Below are 25,684 nucleotides of genomic sequence, written 5' to 3' on the forward strand. Positions count from 1 at the left end.
GATTTGTTCCATTACTATTTCTTAGTAAAAAAGGCTTTTCATTATTTGAGTATAGAAGTCTTTGAGAGTACTATCCTTTCATTGATTCACTGGTTTTTGTTAGGGGTGGGGGAAATGGGTTCGATTGAAGAGCTCTATCAAAAATATCATCAAGAGTTAAATCATTTTCTAATATATTTAGGAGTGAAGAAGGGGGAAGCAGAAGATTTAGTTCAAGAGGTCTTTATTAGAGTTCTAAAAACTAAGTGCCTTTTTAAGGGAGAGAGCAGTGAAAGAACTTGGTTATATACAATTGCTAAAAATATTGCTATTGATCATTTTCGAAAGCAAAAGAATTCGTATTCATTCAATAGTGAAATTCCGATTCATATAAAGGATGAACAGGCACTTCCTGACGAAGTTGCAATGCAGAAAGAACAGCTGGATTGGATTCATCAAATATTACGATGCTGTACAGCAGATCAGAAAAAAGTCATTTACTGCAGATACTTGAAAGAAATGTCTATTGATGAGACAGCGATGAATTTAGGATGGTCTGAAAGCAAAGTGAAGACGACACAGCATCGGGCGTTAAAGTTATTAAAAAGAAGTCTAGTAAGTTCGTAAAACAACTTTTATGAGAAATAAAAGGAGAGGTGAGGATTTTTGGATAGAGGTGGAACTAATTGATATTAGTTTCCCTAGTTGAGTTGTGAATAGAATTTTCAGCATAAAAAAGTGGAGGATGAACCCCCACTTGTCTTAATGATTATTTAATCCCCTTCATCTTGTTTTGAATCATTGGTGATAACAAGAAAAGGATAATACTTAAGAGAATAGCTACTCCACCTAAAATACCGAAGTAGGCAACCTCAGATATTTTTGTAAATAATGGAGCAATTTGTGCATTTAGTGCTTGAGCAGCGGCACTTGATAAAAACCAAAGACTCATCGTCTGTGCCGAAAAGGCTTTAGGTGCAAGTTTTGTTGTTGCAGATAGGCCGACTGGAGATAAACATAGCTCCCCAACTACGACAAGGAAATAGCTCAATACTAACCATAACGGACTTACTAATGTATTTTCTCCGCCTAAATAAGCAGGTAACATCATAATAATAAAGGATAAACCGGCAAATAATAAAGCAATCGAAAATTTCTTAGAAACAGAAGGCTGACGATTACCTAGTTTCACCCAAATCCATGCAAATACTGGTGCAAAAATAATGATGAACAACGGATTGATGGATTGGAAAATTGTTGGTGAAAGATGGAATCCAGCAAACTCTAATTGAGTTCGTTTATCAGCATAGGTAGCTAGAATAGTTGAACCTTGTTCTTGAATAGCCCAAAACATAACTGCAGCTAAGAATAATGGAATATACGCAATCAATCTAGAACGCTCATCACGAGTTGTTTTTGGACTGCGGTACATAACAGTGAAATAAATAGCTGGAATTAAGAAACCGAGAATTCCGACAATTGTAATAAATGATTCAAATGTTAAAAATCCTAAAGGTATAGTAATTGCTAGAATAATGGCAAGGACAACGATAGCAATACCTATGGAAGAATATACTTTTTTCTTTTCTTCTTTAGATAATGGATTTGGCACAACCGTACCAGCAAGTCCTAAATTTTTCTTCTTTGTCATCATAAATACAATTAGTCCTAATAACATACCAACTGCTGCAAGACCGAAACCAAGATGGAAGCTATAATTCATTCCAATTTCTCCGACGATAATTGGTGCTAAGAATCCACCAAGGTTGATACCCATGTAGAAGATACTAAAACCTGCGTCACGACGAGCATCCTCTTCACTATACATTTCACCAACAATACTTGATACATTCGGTTTTAATAATCCTGTTCCGATAACAATTAAAAACATGGAAACAAAGAACATGGAAATGCTACCTGGGATGGCTAATACAATATGCCCGAGCATAATGAATATACCACCATAGAAAACGGCCTTCGAAGTTCCCAAAATTCTATCCGCAAACCATCCACCGATGATACCGGACATATAAACAAGCGAACCGTAGATAGATACAATGGCAATTGCCGTTCCTTCTGAGATACCTAATCCGCCTTTAGATACTTCGTAGTACATATAGTAAACCAGGATGGCTCTCATTCCATAATAGGAAAACCTCTCCCAAAATTCTGTAAAGAAAAGTGTGAATAATCCTTTAGGGTGCCCAAAGAATCCCTTTTGGGGAACACTGTCCACAATTTTCTGTTTATTTAATTCTGACATCATGAAACCTCCTCTAGTATTTTAATATAATACTGAAAAGATGCTAGACTTGTCAAAAAAATTTTTGTTTCCTATAAAAAACAGCAAAAATGTTGAAATTTTGAGCCTGAGTTCATAATTTTGAATATTTTAAGAAAAATTTAAATGTTTTTAATATAATTATTTTTTGGTAGATTATAGGTGAATAAGTCGTTTTATGGGAGTTGATAAAGCCATCAGCATTGTTTTATGGACTTTGTTTAAATTATGGGAAATAAAAAAGGAATCTAAATGTATTTTAGACTCCTAACTACCCATATTATCCTCGTACCGCTTTAATGGCCTCTTCGCGATTGGAATTATTATAAATAAATGACCCGGCAACTAGCACATTTGCTCCTGCCTCTTTTACTAATACTGCAGTTTCGGCATTAATGCCACCATCTACTTCAATCTCAAGTGTTGGATTTAATTGATCTGCTAATTGACGAACTTCTCTTATTTTTGGAAGTACATTAGGGATGAAAGCTTGTCCACCAAATCCAGGATTAACGGTCATCAATAGAACCATCTCAATATCTTCGATAATATGCTTAATCATTTCAACCGGAGTACTTGGATTTAATACCACCCCAGGTTTTACCCCATGTTCTTTAATTAATTGAATCGTACGGTGTAAGTGGCGACATGCTTCCACATGTACGGTAATGATATCCGCACCAGCCTTAGCAAATTGTGGAATGTAAGCATCTGGATTTTCAATCATCAAATGAACATCTAAAGGTAATGTTGTAACTGGACGGATTGCTTCAACAATAAGCGGGCCGATAGTTATATTTGGTACAAAATGACCATCCATTACATCAACGTGGATGTAATCTGCGCCACCTAATTCTACATCTTTCACTTCATCCCCAAGCTTAGCAAAATCAGCGGAGAGAATGGAGGGTGCAACTTTAATCATTTGTATGCCTCCCTTTCTTAATCGATTAAAATAATAGTATTTGATATGTATTACATCAAAATTATAGCAGAATGTGAGATAGCGAACAAGCGAGTTGAATGCGCTTGCTTATTTTGTAGTAGATGGCAAGATAAAAAAGTAGCCACTTCGTAAAAACAAGAGGATTAATAGAAGTGGCTATCCACAAATGAGTTTCGTCATGTAGAAGAATTATAGTTTAGTTATGATTTCTTTTTGGATATCAGCTGGTGCACCTGCATAATTTGTTGAAATACATGCAATCAGCATCTCTTTATTCTTATAAAAAGGTTCTTTATTTTTATTATAGTAAAAACGAACACTTTCTTCTTCTTTAAAGAATTCTTTCCCAATTTTTAATAGGGTAGTAATTGGTAGTTTATCAAAGGAAAATGTGCTTTCTACTTGTTGCCCAGAAGGAATAGTCTGTTCTTGATCTGTTTGCTTAAATTCTTTCACTACTTTTTTTAGGACTTTTTCTTGCGAGATTACTTGTTTAAAAAGTTTTTTACGAACTCTTTTTTTCTTCGATTGAAGTCCAAATGTTTCTAATATATAGTGATGTAATTCTGTATTTTGTGTAACTTCTTCTTGCATTTTACTGATTGTATCCATTGCAAAACTCCTCTAATCTTTTCATTCACCACTAAATCCATGGAATATAGGGATTTTGGCACTGAATCATTATATACTAAACTGTTAAAAGTACAAAATTTGTTTCGTGTATCAAAATTAATTTTAGAGAAAAAAGCGATGTTTAATAACTAGTAAACTTTTAAAGAGACTGGGCCATAAGTATTCCAGCTAAAGTTAAATCCGAACAATTATACGAAAACGTTAATGGAAAGTTCGTATAATTATTTAGGTTTTTTTTCATTTTAAAAAAGGATGCTCTACGAAGTTTGTTGCTGTTATCCGCAGCCGGAATACACTTCGCTTTCCGTGGGGCTCGCGCTGAGCCGCTTCGGCCTTTGGCCTGCAGGGTCTCAGACTGTCTCACTAATCCCACAGGAGTCTACGTGTATTCCGGCTGCTCTGTTTTCCCAACTAATTATATTTTCTATTGTAAAAAGTATGCGAAAGCAGACGCTATTTACTAGCTAAATGAGAGATTGTTCGTCTTCACAAAGTATCTATTTAGTTATGTCACAGCCTTCTTTTCTTATTCCCCGCGCTCTTCAAACAAGCGAACAATTTCTACGATTACATTTGTTGCTTTTACCATGTTATCCACAGAAATGTACTCATACTTACCGTGGAAATTTTCTCCACCAGTAAAGATATTTGGAGTTGGCAGTCCCATATAGGAAAGCTGAGATCCGTCTGTACCACCACGAATTGGTTGGACAATTGGTGTAATACCGAGATTTTCCATTGCGTGATATGCAACGTCCACGATTTCTTTTACTGCTTCAATTTTTTCACGCATATTGTAGTATTGGTCGTTTAAGTCGAGCTTCACTGTGTCGGTACCATACTTCTCATTTAACTCTACTACAATTGTTTGAAGAATACTTTTTCTTTCTTCAAAAGAAGCACGATCAAAATCACGGATAATATAAGATAGTTTTGTTTCTTCTACATCCCCTTCAAAGGAAAGTAGATGATAAAATCCCTCGTAGCCTTCTGTAAATTCAGGTGACTCACTTGCAGGTAAGCGGCTTTGTAGTTCCATCGCAATTTTGATACTATTGACCATTTTTCCTTTTGCCGTACCTGGATGTACATTTGTTCCACTTATCGTAATTTTTGCTCCAGCAGCGTTGAAGCTTTCATATTGTAGTTCACCTAATGGCCCACCATCAACAGTGTAAGCAAAATCAGCATTAAAGGCTTCTACATTAAATTTATGAGGTCCTCTGCCGATTTCCTCATCAGGAGTAAAGGCCACTCTAATTTTTCCATGTTTAATGTCTGGATTTTCTTTTAGGTAAATAAGAGCAGTGACAATTTCAGCAATACCTGCTTTGTTGTCTGCCCCAAGTAAGGTTGTACCATCGGTAGTTAGCAAAGTATGCCCTACATAATTCTTTAATTCGGGAAAATCCTTAGGAGATAATACGATATGTAACGATTCGTTTAATACAATATCCTGTCCATCATAGTTTTCTACCTTTTGCGGACGTACATTTTTGCCTGTAAAATCAGTAGCAGTATCTAAATGCGCAAGAAAGCCGACTGTTGGCACCTTTTTATCTGTATTTGCCGGCAAAGTGGCCATTACGTAACCATATTCATCAATAGAAACTTCTTCCATCCCAATTTCTTTTAGTTCTTCCACTAATAAATTGGCTAATATTAACTGTCCTGGAGTAGACGGGCATTCTAAGTTATTTTCATTTGATTGTGTATCGACAACAGCATACGACACAAAACGATTTATCATATTTTCTTTCACACTATTCAACTCCTTTATCAGATATTTTGATTTTATCATAGGAAGAATGAATAATACGAATATAGTGAATTTAAAACGATAAAGTCTACAATTTCAGCGTTTTTAGTTATAAAGCGAAAAGGTATGTTCACAATTATGTTGGATTTGGTGCAGGATTGTTGCTTTATTTGGAGAGGATTTTAGATAGAATAGAGGTAATAATGTTAAAAAAAGGAGATTTGGAATGAAAAAAAAGAATAGAGCAATGATTTTGTTTAGTACTATTGCGGTAATTATTATTATTTGCATTGCAGCAATATGGTGGTTAAATAGTAAGAGTATTAACGCGATTGAAGACATAAAAAAAATAAATGCATCCGATACGTTTGATCAGCAAGAGGAAGAATATATTGTTTATTTTTGGCAATCTACTTGTACATACTGTAAACAAATGGAGAAAGATGTTATTTCATTTAGCAATAGTGGAGACATTCCTCTTTATGTTGTAGATATGCAGGAGGAAAAGAATGAATCTAGCTGGTATGACTGGGAAGCACACCATAAAAAGTATGATCAAGTAATTGGTAAAATAGAAGACGGTAAAGAAGTATGGAATGAGGGAATAAACATAGAAAATTTCCAAAATGATAAAGATATTGCTTGGGGAATTGTTGCGAACGAAGAAAACCAAATTATCGCAACACATAATACAGCATATGGAAATGAAGCACCAGAAAACGCAGAAGAAATCGAAATTACTGGAACACCAACGATGATAAAAATTAAAAATGGCCAGTTTGATGATTATGCCGTTGGTGTAGAAGAAACATTAGACATGCTAGGGAAATAAAAGGGATAGAAGCTGAAGATAGGGAGACCTGCCTAGGCTTTTTTTTTTTGATGAAAACGGACAAAGCTGAAGAGGCATTCATTAAGTGGATGAAAACCGAAAAGGAGAGCTCCTAAGCAAAAAGAGGCGTTCATGGGGGACATGAAAACCGAAAAGGAGAGCTCCTAAGCGAAAAGAGGCGTTCATCGAGGAAATGAAAACCAAAAAGGAGAGCTCCTAAGCGAAAAGAGGCGTTCATTAAGCAAATGAAAACTGAAAAAGCTACTGCATAGGTAAAAAAAATTTTCATAAAGCGAACCACAAAAGATTAAAGGTAAGCGTAACAAAGGAGCACCTCACATTCTTTGCAATGGTAGCCGATATAAACTGTCGCGATTTGGATTAATCTTTACAAAATAACTATAAATAAAAACAAATAAACTATTTCAAAAATAAACAAACATATTATATAATGTATTTGGGGTATAAAAAAACAGTTTGTGAAGGGAGAATTATGATGGTACAGAATTTATGGAATAATGAAAAGGCTTCACAATTAAAGAAAGGTTTAGATGAATTGGTTTATCGATCCAATTTAATCGGTACAGATCGAGCTGTATGTAATTGGGGTGGCGGAAATACGTCCATGAAAACAATCGAAAAAGACTTCCGCGGACGAGATATAGAAGTAATGTGGGTGAAAGGAAGCGGTTCAGACTTAGCAACAATGAAAGCGTATAATTTTACTGGTCTTAAGCTAGAAGATATTAAACCATTGATTGAAAGAGAGGAAATGTTTGATGAGGAAATGGTTGCCTATCTCTCTCATTGTATGATTGATAGTAACCACCCTAGAGCGTCTATCGAAACTTTATTACACGCATTTTTACCATATAAACATGTCGATCATACTCATCCAGATGCCATTATTAGCATTTGTTGTGCAGATAATGGGAAACAACTTGCCGAAGAAATCTATGGTAATCGTTTTGTTTGGGTTCCTTATATTAGACCAGGCTTTACTTTATCGAAAATGATCGCAGAAGGTGTACAGAATAATCCAAATGCAGAATTAGTATTGATGGAAAAGCATGGACTTGTCGTTTGGGGAGAAACTGCACAAGAAAGCTATGACAAAACAATCGCAATCATTAATGAAGCGGAAAACTATATTCATAATAAAATAGAAGAAGAGAAGGTTTTTGGCGGGGCAAAATATCCTGCTTTAAAAGAAGAAGAGGCTGAAGAGATTTTAAGTCAAGTGATGCCAGTAATCCGGGGAGCGGTTAGTGGAGAAAAACAAATGCTGCTAACTTACGATCGAGAAGAAGATGTACTTCAATTTGTAAATAGTAAAGATGCTCAGAGCTTATCACAAATAGGTGCAGCGTGCCCAGATCATCTTGTACATACGAAAAGGCAACCTTTATATATTGAATGGGATCCGGTAACAAAAGATATTGCTAGTTTGAAAGAAAAGATAAAATTAGGTATAGAGAACTTTAAAAAGGAATATACAGCTTATTTTGAAAGAAATAAAGAGGATGGAGATCAGATTTCTGAAACGGCTCCGAGGATTATTTTAATACCTGGAATTGGTATGGTTAACACAGGGAAAACCCTTGCTATGGCTAAGGTGAGCGGTGCTTTATATCATCGCGCTATCTCTGTAATGAAGGGCGCTACAACACTAGGTAATTTCGTCTCTTTAAATGAAAATGAATCATTTAAAATAGAGTATTGGCCACTGGAATTATATAAATTATCTCTTGCTCCAACAGAAGCGGAATTCTCTCGTAAAGTTGCCTTTGTTACGGGAGGAGCTGGAGGTATTGGTAGTGAAACATGCCGACTATTTGCAGAGCAAGGTGCACATGTTGTTATTGCAGATTTAAATATAGAAGGTGCAGAAAAAGTAGCACTGGAAATAAATGAAAAGTATGGTTCCAATAGAGCACTAGCGGTGAAAATGGACGTAACGAAAGAAGAAGCTGTAAAAGAAGCTTATAAGAAAACTGCTCTTACTTTTGGAGGTGTAGATATCATTGTAAATAATGCAGGGCTCGCCACCTCTAGTCCATTTGATGAAACGTCTTTACAAGAATGGAATCTAAACTTAAACGTTCTTGGGACAGGATATTTTCTAGTTGCAAGAGAAGCATTCAAACAAATGAAAGAACAAGGATTAGGCGGAAGCATGGTATTCATTGGATCTAAAAACTCTGTATACGCAGGGAAAAATGTTACGGCTTATAGCTCTGTGAAAGCAATGGAAGCACATCTTGCAAGATGTATTGCTGCAGAAGGTGGAGAATTTGGCATTCGTGTTAATACTGTACTACCAGATGCTGTGTTACAAGGATCGGCAATCTGGGGATCAAAGTGGCGTGAAGAGCGAGCAGCTAATTATGGAATAGAACCAGATCAATTAGAAGAACACTATCGAAAACGTACTACTTTATTAGTAAATATTTTTCCTAAGGATATTGCCGAAGCGATTTGCTATTTCTCTTCTTCGAAAGCAGAGAAAACAACAGGATGCATGCTGACAGTTGATGGAGGAGTTCCTGCTGCCTTCACTAGATAAAGCTAACTTTCGAGTTGCGGGGATTATTTTATCCCCGCTTTTTGTGTTAATAGAATAAAAGCCGAAAAGAGTAGAGACCGATTCTAAATTAAAATTAACTTTTGAAGAGTGAAAGAATAGTTAAGAGAAAAAACTATTTCTCCGTATTATATACTATGTTTGCTAAACAACCCTTTCCCTCTCATCATAATAGATAGTTGAAGCAGGGGGGCTGACCTTCTTGGATAAAAATTTATTAAAACAATTAATGGAGTTAACAGAAGAAGAAAAAAGCATTGTCCAGCAAAAGCAAGGTGTAATAAAAGATATCTATACTAGTCAAAGTAATTTTATTATAGAAAGTGAAAAATTTTTGCGTAAAGATAAAATGATAACGGTGAGAAAGCACACTCGCTTTATTGACTTTCCGAAACATAAACATAATTATATTGAGATTAATTATGTAGTGAATGGGGGATTGAAGCAAAAGGTTGGCAATGACCAGATTTCGTTAAAAAAAGGGGAACTTTTATTTTTAAATCAGCATATGGAGCATGAAATTCAGGCATGTGATAGGGAAGATATCGTAGTTAATTTCATCATTCAGCCACCTTTTTTTCAATTTATTTTTCAATATTTACATGAAGAAAATAAACTAACAGATTTTCTAATTAATAGTTTGTTTAACCATACGGAAAGTGGCCAATATTTATATTATAAGGTCTCTGATGTGACAGAAATTCAGGACATAATCGGGAAATTATTAAAGGAAGAAGCAAATAACTCTCTTTTATCAGAATCGACGATGAAGTTGTATATGGGGTTATTGATTATCGAACTAATAAAAAATACAGATAAAATTCAACAAAATGAAGGTGTATTGCAAAATCAGTATCTCGTTATCGAGGCTTTGACCTATATTGAAGAGAATTATAAAAATGGAACGCTAAATGAATTAGCCGAGCAGCTCCATCAATCCGTATCCTCTTTGAGCAAAAATATTAAGAAAGCAACAGGCTATACTTTTAAGGAATTGCTTCAAGAGAAGCGGCTAAGTAAGTCAAAAAACTTATTGGAAACCACAGATCTTTCGATTAAGTGGATTATTGAAGAAGTAGGATATGATAATATTAGCTATTTTTATCGGATATTTAAAGAAAAATATGGAATGACACCGAAAGCATTTCGGTCGAAGAGGCTGGGACAAAAGTATTCCAACTAAATATAAATCCGAACAATTATACGTAGATGTTGATAAAACTTCCGTATAATTGTTTGGGTTTTTTATTAATTTTAAGAAAGAAAATTTGTGCTTATTACCCGCAGACTGAATACACTTCGCTTTCCATGGGGCGAGCGCCAAGCCTCCTCGTCACTACGTTCCTGCGGGGTCTCGGACTTTCTCGCAGCTCCCATAGGAGTCTACGTGTATTCAGTCTGCTCCATTTTTTCTACTAATATATTTTCTTTTGAAAAGAATCAGGCAACTTATTGGTTTCGCTACTAAATGAGAGATTGTTCGTCTTTACCCATTAGATATTTTGTTTTGTCTCTTTTTCTTTGTCATAACACTTTTCTTTTGTTAATACAGTAGAAAAATTAGAAAATAGCTGTTATATGCTTGGAAAATAAGGACAATAAAAAAGAAAAATTACGTTATTTTATTGAAGAATGAAACCCATTACAATGAATTCAAGGAAACGTTTTCTAATTCCTTTTTAAGGAGAGGTGGAAATGACAAGATATGCATTAGCAGTAGATATCGGAGCCTCAAGTGGAAGGCTTATTCTTGGGTCTGTTCAGCAAGAAAAATTAGAGCTCAATGAAATTCATCGTTTTGAAAATAAGATGATCAAAAAAGGACAGCATTATTGTTGGGATATTAATCGGCTTTTTTCTGAAATAAAAAAAGGAATAAAAAAGTGCAACGATCTAGGTATTAAGCCAGAAAGTATTGGCATTGATACATGGGCGGTAGATTTTGTTTTACTAGATGAAAATGGAGAACTTTTAACAGATGCCGTTGCTTATCGGGATGATCGTACGGATGGGATGATGGAAGAAGTTTTCCAAAATATCATGAAGGAAAGATTATACTTAGAAACGGGTATTCAATTCCAAAAATTTAATACGATCTATCAATTATATTCTTTAAAAAAGACGCAGTCAGAAGTATTAGAAAAGGCGAAAACCTTTTTGATGATTCCTGATTATTTACATTATTTACTTTCAGGTATATCAGCAAATGAATATACCAATGCTTCTTCCACACAATTATTAAATGCTTTTACAAAAAAATGGGACAAAACGATTCTCGATACATTAGGAATAAACAGGGAAATGTTCCAAGAAATTAAAAAGCCAAATACGATTCTTGGAAATTTGAAGCCAGAATTGGTAGAGGAATTTGGTTTTGATATGAAAATAATCCTTCCGGCAACACATGATACAGGTTCTGCAGTCATTTCTGTTCCAGAGTTAAATGAGACGATTTATATCAGTTCTGGGACATGGTCATTGATTGGTGTTGAAAATAGTTTTCCTATTTGTGTAACGAAGGCGTTAGATTATAACTTTACGAATGAAGGAGGAATTGATTATCGTTTTCGTTTCTTGAAAAATATTATGGGGCTTTGGATGATACAGGAAGTGAGACGTAATTATCAGAATCAATACTCTTTTAGTGAGTTTGTTGAATTAGCAAAAGCAGCACATGATTTTTCAAGCACTGTAAATGTAAATGATAATCGTTTTTTAAAGCCTGACAATATGGTGGAAGAAATTCAGCACTATTGTGTAGAAACAGGCCAACAAGTTCCAGCAACACCAGGTGAGATAGCAAAATGTGTTTATGATAGTTTAGTAGAAAGCTATATTACAGCTATAGATGAAATAGAAGAAATTTTTGAAAAATCTTTTCCAAGTATTAATATTATTGGCGGTGGCTGCCAAAATGAAATGTTAAACCAATTACTTGCAGAAGCTACTAAGAAAGATGTATATGCTGGACCAATAGAAGCGACAGCTATTGGGAATATCGTTTCTCAATTTATTGCATTAGGAGAAGTGGAAAATTTATCGGAAGCAAGACAAATGATAAAGAAATCTTTTGAAATTAAAACGTTTAAAGCAACCGAAGATGTAACCAAATAAAAGGAGGAAATAATTATGTCTGTTAGAGAAAATTTTGAGTTAGCAAAAAAGCAATATGAACAATGGGGAGTAAATGTACAAGAAGCATTAGAAAAGCTAAAAAATATTCCCATTTCGATTCATTGCTGGCAAGGAGATGATATCGCTGGATTTGAAGTGAATCAAAGAGAGTTATCCGGGGGAATTGATGTAACAGGAAATTATCCTGGGAAAGCAACGAATCCAGAAGAATTAAGAAGCGATTTAGAGAAAGCACTCTCGCTTATCCCTGGTAAACATCGTGTCAATCTACATGCTATATATGCAGAAACAAATGGGGTAGCAGTAGAGAGAGATGAGCTAGAACCGAAGCATTTTGAAAATTGGGTACAATGGGCAAAAGAAAATGGATTAGGGTTAGATTTTAATCCTACTTTATTCTCCCATGAAAAAGCAGCAGATGGTTTAACATTAGCACATCCAAATAAGGAAATTCGTGATTTTTGGATTCAACATTGCATCGCAAGTAGAAAAATTGCTGAATATTTTGGTAAGGAGCTTGGTTCACCAGCCCTAACAAATATTTGGATTCCAGACGGCTATAAAGATATTCCAAGCGACCGCTTAACACCAAGAAAAAGATTAAAGGATTCATTAGATGAAATTTATGCTGTAGAAACAGATGAAAGATATAACTTAGACGCTGTAGAAAGCAAAGTTTTCGGAATTGGGTCAGAATCTTATGTAGTCGGCTCCCATGAATTTTACTTAGGTTATGCATTGAAAAATAATAAATTGTGCTTAATGGATACTGGTCACTATCATCCAACAGAAACTGTTTCTAATAAAATTTCTTCCATGCTTTTATTTAGTGATAAATTAGCATTGCATGTATCTAGACCAGTGAGATGGGATAGCGATCATGTCGTTATTTTAGATGATGAACTAAAAGAAATTGCCGTAGAAATCGTCCGGAATGATGCATTAGATAAAGTAATCATCGGTCTAGATTTCTTTGACGCTAGTATTAATCGAGTAGCTGCATGGACAATTGGTACAAGAAATATGATTAAAGCACTTTTGAATGCATTATTACTTCCAAATGAAAAATTAAAACAATTACAAGAGGAAGGGAATTTCACAGAGAGATTAGCATTAATGGAAGAATTTAAAACATATCCATTTGGAGCTATTTGGGATTATTATTGTGAACAAATGAATGTACCAGTGCGTGAATCTTGGCTAAATGAAGTGAAAATTTATGAAGAAGAAGTCCTTTTAAAGAGATAAGGGAAATATAAAAAGCAATCACTCTATCTATTTTGAGTGATTGCTTCAGACCGTAGACAAATCCCTGAATTTTAGATATAGAGGTTTGTCTATAGTATATTTATTAGTCTCTTTGAATAGGGATGTTGCTTTCCGCTTCAGGGGTTCGCTTTCCGTGGGGCTCGCGCTGAGCCGCTTCGGCCTTTGGCCTGCAGGGTCTCAGCTGTCTCGCTAATCCCACAGGAGTCTCACCTCTTCCACTCCAAGCAACGCATGAAAATTCCATTTTTGTCGACAAACTGAAGCAATCACTCTATCTATTTTGAGTGATTGCTTTTTTAATAGCACATGGAAAAGAGAAACTTGAATTTTTCTTTTCACTATAAGTATTTCCATGTATAATGGAACATACAGTTTTTTCCTTTAGGAGGTGTCTGTATGAAGAAGTTACTGTATGTGTATATAAGTGTGTTTTTATTATTTGGTATTTATTTTTATCATTCCCATTTAAATGCTGCATTGGAGAATACGAATGGAATAAAAAGAGAGCGGTTACAAGGTGTGGTGAATGATGAATATGTAATGGTAACCTTTATGGCTGGTATCGATTATTGGAAGTCTGTTTTAAAAGGATTTGAGGATGCCGCTAATGAATTAAATGTTTCCGTTGTATATAGAGGTGGAGCTTTATATGACTTACATGAACAAATTACAATTCTAGAGCAAGTTATAGCGAAGAAGCCTGCTGGGATTGCGATTTCTGCCATAAATCCGAATGATTTAAATGCTACTATTAATAAAGCGGTTGATATGGGAATACCTATTGTTTTATTTGATTCAGATGCCCCGTTAAGTAATGCGTCATCATTTTTAGGAACGAATAATTATCTTGCAGGGGCAGAAGCAGCAGATAAAATGGCTTCCTTAATTAATAACCAAGGAAAAGTAGCTGCTATTACTTTACCAGAGCAGTTAAACCATCAAGAAAGAACTAAAGGCTTTATGGAAACAATGAAAACAAAATATCCGAAAATAAACGTTGTACAAGTTCTTGATGGTGAAGGTGATCAACTTAAATCGGAAAAAGTAGCGAACGAGATTATACAAAAGTATCCAGATATAAAAGGGATATTTGTAACAGAAGCAAACGGCGGAGTCGGAGTGGCTGATGCTGCTACCAAAAACAAAAAGGTAGATTTAAAGATTATTAGTTTTGATGTTGATAGGAAAACATTAGATCATATAGAGAACGGATCTATTTCTGCGACAATGGCTCAAGGGACTTGGAATATGGGATATTGGTCGATGCAGTTCTTATTTAAATTACATAATGAGAAAACGAAAAATGATGATCATTCTCTTCCCCCGTATGTAGACACAGGAATAACAATCGTTACAAAGGAGAATGTAAAAGAATATTATGCAGAATATACTAAATAAAGAAGAAAGGCTATGACAAATGTTTCCGAAATTAGATAAAATCAATGATTTCTCCATTAGAGATAAGCTGATTGCTTTGTTTTTGCTAATTAGTATTCTCCCAGCTATTGGATTAGGATTGCTAGTAGGTGTTACGGTTGAGAAAATTTTAGGGGAGCAAGCTACGAAAAATACCCTGCAGTTGATTGATCAAGTGAACACAACATTGGAATCATCTATTACAAATGTACAAAATGTTAGTTATCTAATTTCAATGGATTCACAAATTAATTCGTTTTTTTCTCATGGACTGAGTGAAGATAAAGAGAAAGAACAGATTTATTCGATTCGTCAAAAAATGCAAGGGTTTACATCTTTGTACCCAGAAATTGCAGGAATTTTACTCATCAATAGAGATGGACAATATATTAGCAATGAGCTTTATGCCAAAGAGGATGTGGACTTAACGAAGGAAGCATGGTATGAAGAAGCAGTAAAAAACAAAGGGATCTTCAAAATAATCGGCAAACCTCAAAAACGCAATATTATTAGTCAAATTAATTACAAAGACAATGATGTGGTTACGGTTGTAAGGGCAATTGTTAATAGAGATACACAAGAAATCTCAGGCGTAATCTTAATAGATTTGAAACTAAGAGTAATAGGAGAAGCAATAAATAATGTTCAAATTGGACTATCTGGATTTTTAACCGTTATCGATGAAAGCGGAAAGGAGATATATTCGACTTCTCATAAGGAATCGTTAGCCATTCCAGAAGCAATCTTATTGGAGAATGATTGGGGCTCTTATAAAAAGGTGATTAATGGGGAAAAAATGGAGTTTATTTATCAGAGAACACCTTTTACCAATTGGACAACAGTGGGAATCTTTCACGTGGAAGAATCAGTAGCAGAAGTAAGGGAAATTCAGTTATATCTATTCCTTTTTGTTTTTTTTCTGTGCTTCGTTGGTATAAGCGCTTCCTATTATTTTTCAAACTCCATTTCCAATCCAATTATCAAATTAATGATGATGATGAGAAAACTGGAAGATGGCAATATGGATATACAATATGTAGGGAATCGGAAGGATGAGATAGGTAGACTGGGGAAAACGTTTAATCATATGATTACAAAGCTTAATAGCTTGATAAAGTTAACAGAAATACAAGAGAGGCAAAAACGAGAAGCGGAGCTAAGAAGCTTACAGGCTCATATTAAACCACATTTCTTATACAATACACTAGATACTATTAATTGGATGGCAAGAAAGCATGGAGCAAAAGATGTCGCTGAGGTAGTGTCGTCCCTGTCTTCTTTTTTTAGAATTGGCTTAAGCAAGGGGAATGATTTTATTCCATTGAAAGACGAAATGAAGCATATACAAAGCTATCTGGCGATTCAAAAAGCAAGATATCAGGATAAATTAAATTATGAGATTACTTTTGAGCCTGGATTGGAAGAGGTAAAAATACTTAAATTAGTCCTTCAACCAATAGTAGAAAATGCGATTTATCACGGGATTAAAGAGAGAAGAGGACCAGGTGAAATTCTTATAAGTGCAGAACAAGACGGTAATTGTCTTGTGTTAAAAATTATCGATGATGGTATCGGCATAAGGGAAGAAGATTTAAGTAGTTTAAGAGAAGAACTAAACAGCCTTGTCATTTTGAATAAGGATAAGAAAGAACAAATAAATTTTGGGTATGGAATGATGAATGTACAAGCAAGAATTAAACTAACATATGGCGAGGCATTTGGATTATCGATCGATAGTCAACTACATAAAGGAACCGTAGTGTTAATAAAACTTCCATTGAACTTAGGGGGAAGCAAGGAGTGAGAATGGATGAATAAACAAAACTGGAATGTATTAATTGCTGATGATGAACCCATTATTCGTGATGGCATTCGAAATTCAATTGATTGGTCGTCTCTACAGATGAATGTCGTTGCAGAAGCAGAAGACGGGGAGGAGGCAATAGAACTTTCACTTATGTATTCAGTTGATATTCTTCTTGTCGATATAAATATGCCGATTATAAATGGATTAAACGTTATTAAGCATGTTAAGGAAAAGCTACCAGATTGTCGAATCATTATTATTACTGGTTACGATGAATTTAAGTATGCTCAAGAAGCAATCAGACTCAATGTTTCCGATTATTTGCTAAAGCCTATTGACTCTAATCACTTATTAGAATTACTAAACAAGTTGAAAAATGAATTAGTGAATGATAATAATCAAAAGGATTTATTGGATAGAACGTCTGAACAATTTACTAAAAATTTGCCAACTTTAAAAAATACTTTTTTTCAAGAATGGGTAGAGGGGAAACTAAATAACGAAGAAATCAGGAATCAATTAGCGTTATATTATTTAAATACAAATATCCCCAAAAGTTTAATAGTTGTATCTTGTTTAGAATTTCTTAAAAATAAATCAATGCTAAAGGAAAAGGAAAGAGAAGAAATCCAAGAATCACTAAAATATCACATTCTTTTGTTCTTTGAAACGGAAGAAGTTGGTTACTTTTATGATGACTCTGGGCTTATCTTTCTTATAAGTTGGCATGAGATAACAAATGATCGTCTTGTGCAACTGGAGGAAATTATCAAGAATGAATTAAAAATGTCTATAGCAGTTTACATGGAAAGTAATGAAAAGGACTACAAGCATCTTTCCTTGTTATATAAAAAGTGCAAAGAAATTATACAAAAAGAAATTAATATTTCACCTATAGTAAGAAGGGCAAAAAGTATGATTGAACATCAATATGCAGATTCAACGCTTTCCCTTGAAAAGGTTGCAGTAGCTTTACAGGTTTCTCCGGTTTATTTAAGTCGGCTAATAAAACAAGAGTTAGGAGTCAGCTTTGTACAACTTCTCACACACAGAAGAATGAAGCAGGCCGTATACTTACTTCAATCAACAGATTATCCAATTATTTCGATATCAGAATTAGTGGGGTATGAAACTCAGCATTATTTCAGTACAGCCTTTAAAAAAGTAATGGGCTTATCTCCAAATAAATACCGTAGAAATATCATAGATGATTCAAATAACGTAAATAGTTAAAGCAGGAGCTCTGTTATATTCGGGCTTCTTTTTTTATTTGGCTGTGGGTTAATTAGCAACAAATACTTAATTTTATAGAGAAATGAAAGCGTTTTATATTAAGTTAAAAAAGTATAAAAATAGTAAATTATTTAAAAAGACCAGATTTATAGCGAATGCTATATTAGTTTTAGAAAAAGAAAACCACCTAATAAATATGGGAAGGGGGAAGTTTGTTTGTTTAAAAAAACGCTTACAATAATTAGTGTAGTAGTTTTAATACTTATTACAACTGCTTGTGGAGTGCAAAAAACAGGTGCAGAGACAAAGGGGTTTATTGGGATCTCTATGCCTACCAAATCATCTGAAAGATGGGTAAACGATGGAGAAAATATGAAAAAACTGTTTGAAGATCTTGGATATAGTACGGATTTACAATATGCAGAGGATATAATTGAGAACCAAACAGCACAGATTGAAAATATGATAACCAAAGGTGTTGATATTTTAGTCATTGCACCTATTGATGACCGTTCTGGATTAACTGGTGTTTTGGAAAGAGCACATAATAATGGGATAAAAATCATTTCGTATGACCGTTTAATTCAACATAGTGAATATGTAGATTACTATGCAACATTTGATAACTTTAAAGTAGGAGAATTACAAGGACAGTACATTGAGGAAAAGCTGGAGTTAAAAAATTCTGAGGGCCCATTTAATATCGAGATTTTTGCAGGGTCTCCTGATGATAATAATGCTTACTTTTTCTTTGATGGAGCAATGTCCGTCCTTCAGCCATATATAGATTCTGGAAAACTAGTAGTAAGAAGTAAACAAACAAAATTTAGCCAGGGAGCAACACTTCGTTGGGATGGTGCATTAGCTCAATCAAGAATGGATAATTTATTGAGTGCTTATTATTCAACAGAACAAATTGATGCAGTATTGTCTCCATACGATGGAATTAGTATTGGCGTAATCTCTTCCTTAAGAGGTGTTGGATATGGAAGTAAAGATAAGCCGATGCCGATAATAACAGGACAAGATGCAGAGCTTGCTTCTATAAAAGCAATTATAAATGGAAGACAAACGCAAACGATTTTTAAAGATACAAGGGAATTAGCAAAAAAAGCGGTAGAAATGGCAAGAGCTTTATTGAATGAAGAAGAAGCAGAAGTAAATGATGAAGAAACATATAATAACGGGAAAAAAATTGTTCCTGCCTATCTTTTAAAACCAGTTTCTGTAGATATTGATAATTATCAATCGGTGTTAGTAGATACAAATTATTATACGAAAGAACAGTTAGGCCAATGAATAATTGAAATAATATATTGGTGGTGAAGAATATGGCAAATATAATTCTCGAAATGCGTAATATTACAAAAGAATTCCCTGGGGTTAAGGCATTAGAAGAAGTTAAATTAAAGGTAAAAGCAGGAGAAATACATGCACTATGTGGCGAAAATGGAGCTGGAAAGTCTACATTGATGAAAGTGCTTAGTGGTGTTTACCCTTATGGCGCCTATTCTGGTGATATTCTTTTTCAAAATGAGATTTGTGAATTTAAAAATATTAAGCAAAGTGAAGAGCTTGGAATTGTAATTATTCATCAAGAATTAGCATTAGTTCCGGAATTGGCAATAGCAGAAAATCTTTTTTTAGGAAATGAAATCGTTAACAATGGTGTGATTAATTGGAATGAAACGTTTCTTCGTGCCAAAGCTTTACTGCAAAAGGTTGGTTTAAAGGAATCACCCAATGTGAAGGTAAGTGAAATTGGAGTAGGAAAACAGCAATTAGTTGAAATAGCAAAAGCATTGTCAAAGGATGTTAAATTACTTATTTTGGATGAACCGACAGCTTCATTAAATGAGGACGATAGTGAAAACTTATTGAATTTATTATTAGAATTTAAAAAACAAGGAATGTCTGCCATTATCATTTCCCATAAATTAAATGAGATTGAAAAGGTTGCAGATTCGATCACCATTTTAAGGGACGGAAAAACAATTGAGACATTGGATGTCAAGAACGATCAAGTGGATGAAAATCGCATTATTAAAGGCATGGTTGGAAGAGATCTTACAAATCGTTATCCCGAACGTATTCCTAAAATTGGTGAAATTGTATTTGAAGTAAAAGACTGGAATGTATACCACCCAAAACATATCGATAGAAAAGTCATTGATAATGTGAGCATTACGATACGTAAAGGGGAAATAGTTGGAATTGCTGGGCTTATGGGTGCTGGTCGTACGGAATTAGCAATGAGCTTATTCGGGAGAGCATACGGAAAAAATATAACTGGTAACATCGTAAAAAATGGAAAAGAATTGAAATTAAAGGATGTAGCATCAGCGATTAATAATGGATTAGCGTATGTTTCGGAAGATCGAAAGGGCGATGGCTTAATTTTAATGGAAGATATCAAGCAAAACATTACGCTGGCAACCCTTGACCGAATTTCCAAACGATCTGTTTTAAATAAGAACCAAGAAATAAAGGTAGCAGAAGAATATCGTCAAAAATTTAGAATAAAGACGCCGAGTGTCTTCCAAAAAGCAGGGAATTTAAGTGGCGGAAATCAACAAAAAATAGTTTTAAGTAAATGGGTGTTTTCAGAACCAGATATTTTAATATTAGATGAACCTACAAGAGGAATTGATGTTGGATCAAAGTATGAAATTTATACCATCATTAATGAACTAGTAAAAGAAGGAAAAAGCATTCTCATGATTTCTTCTGAATTACCAGAGTTATTAGGGATGTGTGACCGCATATATGTGATGAATGAAGGTCGCATAACAGGGGAAGTTCTGAAAGAAGAAGCAGATCAAGAGAAATTAATGAAATACATGACCAAAAGTAAAGTAAGGGGGTAAGTATACATGCAATCACCATTAAAAACGAATCCGATAGGTTCACAAAAAAAGAATTCCAGTAAATCACTTATTCAAATTAATTTCCGTCAATATAGTATGATTATCGCCTTAGTATTTATTATGGTATTTTTTCAAATTACTACAGATGGACTTTTATTAAAACCATTAAATATTACAAACTTAATCTTACAAAATAGTTATATATTGGTCTTAGCTGTTGGGATGTTGCTTGTTATCGTTACAGGGCATATTGATTTATCAGTAGGTTCGGTTGCTGCGTTTGTTGGTGCTATCTCGGCGATTATGATGGTGAATTATGAAATGTCACCATTTTTGGCAATTGTTATTTCTTTAGTACTTGGAGCAGTTATTGGAGCATGGCAAGGGTTTTGGATTGCATATGTTCGAATCCCAGCATTTATTGTGACATTAGCAGGTATGCTGTTGTTTAGGGGATTAACAATGATTGTTTTAGAAGGGAAATCAATTGCTCCTTTTCCCGAATCCTTTCAAAAAATCAGTTCTGGATTTATTCCCGACCTCACTAGTGGTGGTTCTTTACACCTCTTAACAATATTAATTGGGATAGCTCTATCAATCGTTATTATTTTCTTCCAATGGAAAAATAGACGAAATCAATTAAAGCATCAATTTGAGGTTCAACCATTTGGGCTATTTGTATTAAAGTTAGTAGGTATGATAGTCATTCTAAATATCTTTACATTTGTACTAGCAACCTATGAAGGAATCCCCAATATATTAATTGTATTAGGTGTTCTTATTGTAATTTATACATTTGTGACAAATAAAACAAAAGCCGGAAGACATATCTATGCTATCGGTGGAAATGAGAAGGCAGCATTGCTTTCTGGAATAAAAACGAAAAAGATGACCTTTATGGTGTTTGTTAATATGGGTGTGCTGTCCGCATTATCGGGTCTATTATTCGCGGCACGATTAAATGCAGCCACACCAAAAGCGGGTAATCTATTTGAACTTGATGCTATTGCAGCATGTTTCATTGGTGGCGCGTCCGCATACGGTGGTATTGGGACCATACCTGGAGCAATTATTGGTGGTTTAGTAATGGGAATCATGAATAATGGAATGTCATTAATGGGACTTGGAGTAGACTGGCAGCAAGGAATTAAAGGATTGGTACTTTTAGCTGCTGTAGCCTTTGATATTTATAACAAAAACAAAGCTCAATAAATTTTGGGGATAAAAAGATGAAGTAGGTCAAACCTAGTTTGTCTTTTTTTATGAGGAAAAAAGTATGAGTAAAATGTTTGTGGGAGATGTTGTACCCTGTTTCTCAATGGATGGGGCGTAGATCCATCCATTGAGAAACAGGTCACCAAACGGAAGTGCGGTAGATGGAAAATAAAATCAAATGAAAAAAGGACTCTCTTCTTGTATAGTAAAGTCTGCGAAAACCACAAATACAAGGAAGAGGAGTCCTATGAAAAAAGATACCATACAATTACCCACATTAAAAGAACTGGAAAAAGATTTATTTGTTATGCTTCAAAAGACATTTGGTGAAGTTCTCACGAAGCAACTCGAAGAAATGGATCAACAGATTGCAGAAAATAGAGATAAAAAGAGATTTTACCTTCAGGATAAGCGAGCCGTAGAGATGGATACTTCATTCGGTTCTATTATCATCAATCGGAATTACTATAGGGACAGGGAAAAGGGTGGATACGTTTATCTCCTTGATCACTATTTAGAGTTTGAGGGGTCAAAAGGTTTCAGTCCCCTAGTTGAAACGATGGCAATGGAAATGGCAGTTCAAGGTACATCCTATCGTCATGCTTCCTCCATGATTGAGAAACTTCTAGGTTACAAAGTAATCAGCCATGAGACTATTCGTCAACACCTTCTACAAACAGAAGTTACTTTCGTCAAGCCGACCGACCAATTGAGGAAAGTGCTCTTTGTAGAAGTAGACGGACTATATGTGAAAAGGCAACGTGGAAAACGACGTGGGCGGGAAGAAAAGATTGCTTCCGTACATGAGGGCTGGATAGTCAACGGGAAACGAACATCCTTAATCGCAAAACGTCACTATGTCCACAAAGGTAAAGAAGCGTTCTGGGAAGGATTTGAGCAGTTCTTAATAGATAATTACAACTACAATCCGAGTGAACATCACCTCGTAATTAATGGGGATGGAGCCCAGTGGATTACGGCTTGTCAGGATCACTATAAGAATGCATTCTTTGTCATCGACCGATTCCATGTAGCTCGTGAGGTTAAAACGCTTTTCAAAGGCCATAAGAGATATAGAGTCATTCGTAAGAAACTGGCTCAATATGATGCGAAAGGATTCCTAGTGGAACTTAATAGTGCAGTTGGTACTCTTGAAAACGAAAAGAAAGAAGAACGGTTAGAAGAGTTCATACAACAGCTGTCAAAATATCCTCAGGCCCTTGGAGATTATCGCGAATGGTTGAAGGAAAAAGACATAGACACAAGCCACTATCGTCCAATGGGAAGTGCGGAAGGAACGATGAGTGTATTCGCTAAACGGCTTAAAAACGGCCGCAGCTGGTGCGATAAAGGAATACAAGCATTTATTGACTTTATGGTTGGTATGAAGGATGAATTAGAAATCAAGACGATTTTAGGACGAATTAACCCTAACGATCAAACCGCTTCTGTTTCTCAGCCAAAATATTATGTGGAAAAGTTAAAGAGTTCAGTCGGAGAGCTAACAAGAAATAATTTATCATATTTAAATCGGCAAAAAGGAAAGCCGATATACCATGCTTTACAAGCCTTACGAGGTTTTTAAAAAATGAAGGAAATGAACAAAAACAAAACTAAATTGTTTAGATAACGCTTTCATTTAGGTGGGAAATATAACTAAATAAGAGGGGAGTTTTTCTATCCAAAAAAAACTCCCACAAAAACTTGACTCAATCAGGAAAAAATCTTTATAGAAAATAAAACGACAAATATGCTATAGTAATAAGCATATAACAACATAATCCCAAGAAAACAAAAATGGAGGGAGAACTTTAAACGTGCTTGTAGCGGAAAGACGACGAAAAATTGTGGAGCTTGTAAATGAAAGACTAAGCATTCGCGTAACAGAGCTTAGTGAGATTTTCTCTGTAACAGAGGAAACCATTAGAAGAGATTTAGAAAAGCTAGAACAGGAAAAACTCTTGATGAGGAGTCATGGTGGTGCGGTGAGTGTCGAAAAAGAACCTGCAGATACTCCTTTTATCGTAAGAGAGGTTACGAATGCGGATCAAAAGAGAGCAATAGCTCGAGAAGCAGTAAAACATATTCAACCAGGAGAACAAATTATATTGGATGGCAGTACAACTGCTTGGTATATGGCAGCCCAATTACCTGATATGCCTCTTACTGTTATCACTAATTCTATTAAGGTAGCATTGGAATTAAGTAAGAAAGAACAGATTAAAGTAATATCGACAGGTGGAATGCTTCTGTCAAAATCTTTATCTTATGTAGGACCGCTAGCTGAGCGCTCCCTTGAGAGATATTATGTGAACAAGTTGTTTTTATCCTGTAAAGGGGTAGATGTGGTAAGCGGTTTAAGTGATGCGAATGAATGGCAGGCACTATTAAAGAAACAGATGATGAATATTTCATCTGAGGTTACTCTCCTTGTAGATTCAAGTAAATTTGGAGTAAAAACTTTTGCTCATATTGCAAACCTTGATCAAATACAGCATGTTATTACAGATGAGCAGATTCCATCAGAATATGAAAATTGGTTTCAAGAAAAGAATATATCCTTTCAAATTGTTCAATCATAAAGGAAATGCAGTGTATAGATTTATAATAATAAAAGATAGTACTGACATTGATAAAAAATGTTGGCGCTATCTTTTTTTTGTTTTGAATGATGGGGTTAATAAAGAAAATCAAAAACAAATCAAATAAAATTCACAAAAACTCCACATTTATCCCCTGTTTTTATTTTTGTTTTTGTTGACTTACTTTTGTTTCGAGCGTAATATAAAGATAAGAAAACAAGAATATAAAATACTAGAAAATTAGAGAATGAAGGAGTGAGAAAGAATGGTAGCGACTATGCAAAAGAAAGATATTATCGAAGCACCGTTTTTAAAAGAAATGTGTGAAGCAACTTTTAACATGTGGAATATGGGATGGGATGAAAGAAATGGGGGAAATATCAGTTATCTTTTAGATGAGGAAGTAGTGGAACAATATTTAGATGTTAAGCAAATTATCCGTTCCATTTCATTGAAGTTTCCAGTATCAGAATTAGCAGGAAAATATTTTATTGTTACAGGTTCTGGCAAGTATTTTAAAAATGTGAAAGAAGATCCTTCTAATACACTTGGGATTTTAAAAGTAGATGAAAGTGGAGAAAAAGTACACTTACTATGGGGATTTGAGGATGGTTCCAATCCTACTAGTGAGTTACCTTCCCATTTTATGAGTCATATTGTGCGTTTACGAGTAGATCCTAATCATCGGATTATCATGCACAATCATGCGACTAATATACTTGCCATGACATTTATTCATGACTTAGATGAAGCAAGCTTTACGAAAACCCTTTGGCAAATGTGTACGGAATGTATTGTTGTTTTTCCTGATGCGATCGGCATATTGCCTTGGATGGTTCCTGGAACAGATGCAATTGGCGAAAAAACAGCGGAGAAAATGTTGGAGCATCGTTTAGTAGTTTGGCCGCATCACGGTATCTTCGGTGCTGGTTCCACAATGGACGAAACATTTGGTTTAATTGAAACAGCAGAAAAAGCTGCACAAATTTATACGATTATCGGAGATGCCTCCAAGATAAAACAAACGATTACGGACCAGCAGCTTAAAGATTTAGCAGATGCATTTCAGGTAGTACCTAGAGAAGGTATATTAAGTGTATAAAAGAGGTGGGCATATTGCCCTTTCTTTATAAATTATTATGTGAA

General features: G+C 34.8%; 19 protein-coding genes. 15 read left to right on the forward strand and 4 right to left on the reverse strand.

Annotated features, from left to right (window positions below; all coding sequences use genetic code 11):
* Nucleotides 1–114: 114 nt before the first annotated feature.
* Nucleotides 115–606 carry an RNA polymerase sigma factor gene (locus HHU08_RS07545; protein ID WP_016204377.1) on the forward strand — a complete coding sequence of 164 codons (492 nt, stop codon included), beginning with the start codon at nucleotides 115–117 and terminating at the stop codon, nucleotides 604–606.
* Between the two features lie 142 nt (nucleotides 607–748).
* Here the strand turns inward: HHU08_RS07545 and HHU08_RS07550 are convergent, their stop codons facing one another.
* The 4 genes from HHU08_RS07550 to pepT all read right to left on the reverse strand — a co-directional run bounded on the left by HHU08_RS07550 (nucleotide 749) and on the right by pepT (nucleotide 5,601).
* Nucleotides 749–2,242: a peptide MFS transporter gene (locus tag HHU08_RS07550; protein ID WP_169189629.1), complete on the reverse strand. Its 1,494-nt coding sequence runs from the start codon at nucleotides 2,240–2,242 to the stop codon at nucleotides 749–751.
* Nucleotides 2,243–2,540: 298 nt separating this feature from the next.
* The gene (gene rpe / locus HHU08_RS07555) at nucleotides 2,541–3,185 is read right to left on the reverse strand and encodes a ribulose-phosphate 3-epimerase (protein WP_101730293.1); all 645 of its coding nucleotides are present in this window, start codon (nucleotides 3,183–3,185) and stop codon (nucleotides 2,541–2,543) included.
* 210 nt (nucleotides 3,186–3,395) lie between these two features.
* Entirely contained in the window at nucleotides 3,396–3,818 is a 423-nt protein-coding gene (locus HHU08_RS07560) for a hypothetical protein (protein ID WP_169188158.1), read from the reverse strand.
* A 547-nt stretch (nucleotides 3,819–4,365) separates the two neighbouring features.
* On the reverse strand, nucleotides 4,366–5,601 hold the full coding sequence (gene pepT, locus HHU08_RS07565) for a peptidase T (RefSeq protein WP_169188159.1): 1,236 nt from the start codon (nucleotides 5,599–5,601) through the stop codon (nucleotides 4,366–4,368).
* A 223-nt stretch (nucleotides 5,602–5,824) separates the two neighbouring features.
* Between pepT and HHU08_RS07570 the strand changes: the two genes are divergently transcribed.
* From HHU08_RS07570 to rhaD, 14 genes are all read left to right on the forward strand, one after another.
* Entirely contained in the window at nucleotides 5,825–6,430 is a 606-nt protein-coding gene (locus HHU08_RS07570) for a hypothetical protein (RefSeq protein WP_169188160.1), read from the forward strand.
* A gap of 496 nt (nucleotides 6,431–6,926) precedes the next feature.
* Nucleotides 6,927–8,996, forward strand: coding sequence for a bifunctional aldolase/short-chain dehydrogenase (locus HHU08_RS07575; RefSeq protein WP_169189630.1), 2,070 nt, complete (start codon nucleotides 6,927–6,929; stop codon nucleotides 8,994–8,996).
* A 220-nt stretch (nucleotides 8,997–9,216) separates the two neighbouring features.
* Nucleotides 9,217–10,197 carry an AraC family transcriptional regulator gene (locus HHU08_RS07580; protein WP_169188161.1) on the forward strand — a complete coding sequence of 327 codons (981 nt, stop codon included), beginning with the start codon at nucleotides 9,217–9,219 and terminating at the stop codon, nucleotides 10,195–10,197.
* Between the two features lie 512 nt (nucleotides 10,198–10,709).
* The gene (gene rhaB, locus HHU08_RS07585; protein ID WP_169188162.1) at nucleotides 10,710–12,128 is read left to right on the forward strand and encodes a rhamnulokinase; all 1,419 of its coding nucleotides are present in this window, start codon (nucleotides 10,710–10,712) and stop codon (nucleotides 12,126–12,128) included.
* A gap of 15 nt (nucleotides 12,129–12,143) precedes the next feature.
* A complete protein-coding gene (gene rhaA / locus HHU08_RS07590) occupies nucleotides 12,144–13,397 on the forward strand; it encodes an L-rhamnose isomerase (protein WP_169188163.1) in 1,254 nt (417 codons plus the stop codon).
* 417 nt (nucleotides 13,398–13,814) lie between these two features.
* Entirely contained in the window at nucleotides 13,815–14,816 is a 1,002-nt protein-coding gene (locus tag HHU08_RS07595; protein WP_101730286.1) for a substrate-binding domain-containing protein, read from the forward strand.
* A gap of 19 nt (nucleotides 14,817–14,835) precedes the next feature.
* A complete protein-coding gene (locus HHU08_RS07600; protein ID WP_169188164.1) occupies nucleotides 14,836–16,638 on the forward strand; it encodes a sensor histidine kinase in 1,803 nt (600 codons plus the stop codon).
* 6 nt (nucleotides 16,639–16,644) lie between these two features.
* Nucleotides 16,645–17,874: a response regulator transcription factor gene (locus tag HHU08_RS07605; RefSeq protein WP_169188165.1), complete on the forward strand. Its 1,230-nt coding sequence runs from the start codon at nucleotides 16,645–16,647 to the stop codon at nucleotides 17,872–17,874.
* A 258-nt stretch (nucleotides 17,875–18,132) separates the two neighbouring features.
* A complete protein-coding gene (gene chvE, locus HHU08_RS07610) occupies nucleotides 18,133–19,173 on the forward strand; it encodes a multiple monosaccharide ABC transporter substrate-binding protein (RefSeq protein ID WP_224427395.1) in 1,041 nt (346 codons plus the stop codon).
* 32 nt (nucleotides 19,174–19,205) lie between these two features.
* A complete protein-coding gene (mmsA, locus tag HHU08_RS07615) occupies nucleotides 19,206–20,741 on the forward strand; it encodes a multiple monosaccharide ABC transporter ATP-binding protein (protein ID WP_169188167.1) in 1,536 nt (511 codons plus the stop codon).
* Between the two features lie 6 nt (nucleotides 20,742–20,747).
* Nucleotides 20,748–21,953 carry a multiple monosaccharide ABC transporter permease gene (gene mmsB / locus HHU08_RS07620; RefSeq protein WP_169188168.1) on the forward strand — a complete coding sequence of 402 codons (1,206 nt, stop codon included), beginning with the start codon at nucleotides 20,748–20,750 and terminating at the stop codon, nucleotides 21,951–21,953.
* Nucleotides 21,954–22,203: 250 nt separating this feature from the next.
* Nucleotides 22,204–23,541 (forward strand): ISLre2 family transposase, encoded by a 1,338-nt coding sequence (locus tag HHU08_RS07625; RefSeq protein WP_169187606.1) that lies wholly within the window; start codon nucleotides 22,204–22,206, stop codon nucleotides 23,539–23,541.
* Between the two features lie 232 nt (nucleotides 23,542–23,773).
* Nucleotides 23,774–24,538: a DeoR/GlpR family DNA-binding transcription regulator gene (locus HHU08_RS07630; protein WP_101730280.1), complete on the forward strand. Its 765-nt coding sequence runs from the start codon at nucleotides 23,774–23,776 to the stop codon at nucleotides 24,536–24,538.
* 265 nt (nucleotides 24,539–24,803) lie between these two features.
* A complete protein-coding gene (gene rhaD / locus HHU08_RS07635; RefSeq protein ID WP_169188169.1) occupies nucleotides 24,804–25,640 on the forward strand; it encodes a rhamnulose-1-phosphate aldolase in 837 nt (278 codons plus the stop codon).
* Nucleotides 25,641–25,684 lie beyond the last annotated feature (44 nt).

This window comes from Niallia alba (assembly GCF_012933555.1).
In the GTDB taxonomy this organism is placed as follows: domain Bacteria; phylum Bacillota; class Bacilli; order Bacillales; family Cytobacillaceae; genus Niallia; species Niallia alba.